Here is a 3581-nt window from a genome sequence, read left to right on the forward strand (position 1 = left end):
AGGAACCGCCATGGCCAGCCCCGGCAACGACCGCCGCATCGACTACATCGAATTCACCGTCGCCGACATCGCCCGGTCGCGCGACTTCTACGGCAGCGCCTTTGGCTGGCGCTTCACCGATTACGGCCCCGACTATTGCGAGTTCGCTGACGGCCGCTTGACCGGTGGTTTCGCCCGGGGCACTCCGGCCGCGCCGGGTGGCCCGCTGGTCATCCTCTATGCCGACGATCTCGGTGATCTCCAGCAGCGGCTGGAACAGGCCGGCGCCCGCATCGTCCGGCCGGCCTATGCCTTCCCCGGCGGCCGGCGCTTCCATTTCCAGGATCCGGACGGCTACGAACTCGCGGTCTGGTCCAAAAACTGAGAGACCATCTGGAAATGCGCTGGTGCGAGTCCGCTGGCGGTGGTTTCGAGACCCGGCGCGCAGCGGACGTTTGGGTCCGTGAGCACAGGAAGCGCAGAAACCGCCGTCAGACGGCCGCACCAGTAGCGTTTCCAAATGGTCTCTAGGCGCTGATCATCTTGTTGCCGTCCAGGCTCTGGCGCAGCCGCCGGGCGGCGATGCGGCCGAGCGTGACCGGGCCGATGCCGCCGCCGAGCGACAGGCTGCAGCGCCCGGCATCCTGCCATTCGACCCGCTCGAGCTGGTCGAGGTTGACGATCAGCGAGCGGCTGATGCGGACGAAGGGTGGCGCCGGCAGCTGGGCCTCGAAATGGCGCAGCAGCCGGCACACCAGATAGTCGCGCGCCCCCTTCAGGAACACGCGGGTGAAATCCGCCTCCGCCGCCAGCATGGCGACGGTGCCGAGTGGGGCGATCACCGACCGGCCGTCGATGCGCAGATGGATGCGCTGCTGGGCGCCATCCTTCTGGGGCGCTGTGTCCAGTTCGATCTCATCCTGCCGCTCCGCCGGGGCGGTCGCCGCGGCCCGCGCTGCCTCCAACCGGTTGCGGCGCAGCCGGTCGATCGTCACCGCCAGGCGCTGGGCATCGACCGGCTTCAGCAGGAAATCGAGCGCCGAAACGTCGAACGCTTTCACGGCATACAGGTCGTGCGCGGTGACGAAGACGATCGCCGGCACCGACGACAGCTGGCCGATCAAGTCGAAGCCGCGGCCGTCGGTCAGCTCGACATCCAGGAAGATCGCATCGGGGCGCAACTCCAGCGCATGGGCCTGCGCCTCGGCCACGGTGCCGGCCTCGCCCACGATCTCGATATCCGCATGCGCCTGCAGTAGGCGGCGCAGGCCGCGCCGCGCCGGCGGTTCGTCATCCACCAGCATTACGCGAAGCATGCCGGCCCCCTCAATGTCAGCCGTGCCACGACGATATCACCCTCCTGCGCCAGCGACAGCTCATGGCGCTGGGGATAGTGCAACTCCAGCCGCCGCCGGGTGTTGCCCAGCCCGACCGCGGGGCGGTCGCCGCTGTGTGCGGACAGCCGGCCCGGATTGGTGACCTCGATCTCGGTCGTGTCGTCTCCCGTCCGCCGGGCGGTCACCCGCACCTCCAGCGTTTCGGCCGGCGACCGCAGGCCGTGCTTGATCGCGTTTTCGACCAGCCCCTGCACGATCAGATGCGGCACGGTGACGGTCCGCGCCGCCGGATCCATCTCGACGACGCAGTGCAGGCGGCCCTCGAACCGCAGCTCCTGGATGCGGACATAGGCGCGCACCGCCTCGATCTCGTCACTCAGCGGGCACACCGGCCGGGTCTGCTGGTCCAGGGAATAGCGGAGATAGGCGGCGATGCGATGGGTCATCTCCAGCGCGGCGTCGGGCCGGTCCGGGATCTCGACCGCCACTGTGTTCAGCGCATTGAACAGGAAGTGCGGGTCCAGTTGCAGGCGCAGCCGCTGCAGCTCGGCCCGGGTGGCCGCGGCCTCCGCCTCGCTGCGCCGCACGCGCTCGCCGCGCGCCTCGACATCCGCCCGGATCCAGAAATAGGCCAGCGACCAGCCCAGGAAGATGAAGGTGTAGTAGAAGGCCGGGATCACGTCGGCCCGCGCCATGCTGCCATGGTCCAGGCCGGCGAACAGCGTGTCCTTGACGACGTTGACGACCATCATCTGCAGCAGGCCGCCAAGGATCGAACACACCACCACCAGCAATGCGATCACCGCCGGCCGGTATGCAGGTCGGGCCAGGAAGGCCCGGTGCGCCAGGGCGGTCAGCCCGAAGCCGATCGGGTCCAGGATTATGGTGATCGTCAGCGCCAGCACGATGTCGTTGAAGGCGGCGACACGCGTCACCAGGCCGAACAGGGCGATGAAGGTCCAGCCCGCCGCATGTGCCTTCCAGAACGACGGCGCCATGGCCTCCGGCGGCGCGACGCCGGCCCCGGCCGCGATGGCAATCGGCGCGCGACCGGTCGTGGCGCCGTATCCCGCGAAAATACTCATCGATGGCGGTCCCGTCTGCCGGGAAAGTCGGTTGACGAATGGATCACGGCGAGTGCTTCATCGACTGGGATGGTGGATTCATCGAATAAAGTCTGTGGCCTTCAGGCAATAATATTATCAACTTAGGGTCGATCGGACGCTATTCCGCGTCCACCGGTGAGAACCGATAACACCTTTCCGCCGCGCTCAAAAGGCGGACCGGGCGACGCCGGAAACGGCGCCCTGCACGAGGTGGGCTCACCGGCCGAGCAGGGAGCATTGTTGCGATGCGGACGAAGATTGCCGGGATGGGGACCATTGCATCTGGTGCAGCCATCCGGCCCCGCAGCCTGTGGCCCCGCCTGGTGCTGCTGTCGTCGGTTTCGGCCGCGGGCCTGCTGGTCACGCTTCCGGCCCAGGCGGATCCGGCCAGTTGCTCCGGCAGCAATCCCGAAAGCTGCAGCATCCCGGCCGGCTCCTACAACAGCCCGTCCGCCTCGGTGGTCACCGGCACCGCCGGCGATGACCACACCAAGAGCGGCGGCAAGGCCGGCGATCTGGTCCTGACCAGCAACGGCGATTTCCTCATCGACGCGTCAACGCCGGTCATCAATTTCGGCGACGCCGTGGTGGCCAAGTCCCAGGGCGGCGACGGCGAGGACGAAGGCAATGGCGGGGCCGGCGGCGCCGTGACCGTCACCAGCAATGGCAGCCTGAGCGCCTCGCTGATTGGATTGCCCGCCAGCGAATTCCCGCCCAGCGGCCTGCTCTTCGCCGCGTCCTTTGGCGGCTTCGGCGATCTGCAGAACAGCAACAACGACTCCAATGGCGGGACCGGCGGTGCCGGCGGCCCGGTCATGGTCACCAACAATGGCGCACTGAGCCTGTCGGGGACCGTCTTGAGCCAGCAGGGCTTCATCGGCGCCTATGCCCTCAGCGACGGTGGCTTCGGCGGGGCGCAGAACAGCAGCGTCTTCGGCGATCAGCACGGCGGCACCGGTGGCGCCGGCGGCACCGTCCAGATCACCAACACAGCGGCCATCAGCTTCGGCAGCAGCGGCGACCGCGTTCAGGGTGTGGCGCTCGGCGGCGGCGTCTTCGGGGAATCGATCGGTGGCCCGGGCGGCAACAACAACGGCGCCGCCGGCAATGGCGGGGCGGTCACGGTCGCCAACAGCGGCCCGATCGGCATTTACTGGAA

The 3581-nt window shown here is 68.2% G+C and carries 3 protein-coding genes and 1 pseudogene; 2 read left to right on the forward strand and 2 right to left on the reverse strand.

The genetic code is table 11. The features are described from left to right. Nucleotides 1-10: 10 nt before the first annotated feature. Nucleotides 11-364: a VOC family protein gene (locus AC3XYG_RS10590; RefSeq protein WP_489139794.1), complete on the forward strand. Its 354-nt coding sequence runs from the start codon at nt 11-13 to the stop codon at nt 362-364. 142 nt (nt 365-506) lie between these two features. Here the strand turns inward: AC3XYG_RS10590 and AC3XYG_RS10595 are convergent, their stop codons facing one another. Beyond that, nucleotides 507-1295: a LytR/AlgR family response regulator transcription factor gene (locus AC3XYG_RS10595; RefSeq protein ID WP_489139792.1), complete on the reverse strand. Its 789-nt coding sequence runs from the start codon at nt 1293-1295 to the stop codon at nt 507-509. Then, nucleotides 1283-2401, reverse strand: a complete 1119-nt coding sequence (locus AC3XYG_RS10600) for a sensor histidine kinase (protein WP_489139793.1) — start codon at nt 2399-2401, stop codon at nt 1283-1285. The genes AC3XYG_RS10595 and AC3XYG_RS10600 overlap by 13 nt, the downstream gene beginning before the upstream one ends. Before the next feature lie 266 nt (nt 2402-2667). Between AC3XYG_RS10600 and AC3XYG_RS10605 the strand changes: the two are divergent. Further along, a pseudogene (locus tag AC3XYG_RS10605) lies at nt 2668-3581 on the forward strand (hypothetical protein); the annotation flags it as partial.

The organism is Inquilinus sp. (assembly GCF_057815775.1).

What these genes read in the sequence shown, in the direction of transcription:
- AC3XYG_RS10590 (WP_489139794.1), top strand. Translation starts at nt 11, where the DNA reads ATGGCCAGCCCCGGCAACGACCGCCGCATCGACTACATCGAATTCACC.
- AC3XYG_RS10595 (WP_489139792.1), bottom strand. Translation starts at nt 1,295, where the DNA reads ATGCTTCGCGTAATGCTGGTGGATGACGAACCGCCGGCGCGGCGCGGC.
- AC3XYG_RS10600 (WP_489139793.1), bottom strand. Translation starts at nt 2,401, where the DNA reads ATGAGTATTTTCGCGGGATACGGCGCCACGACCGGTCGCGCGCCGATT.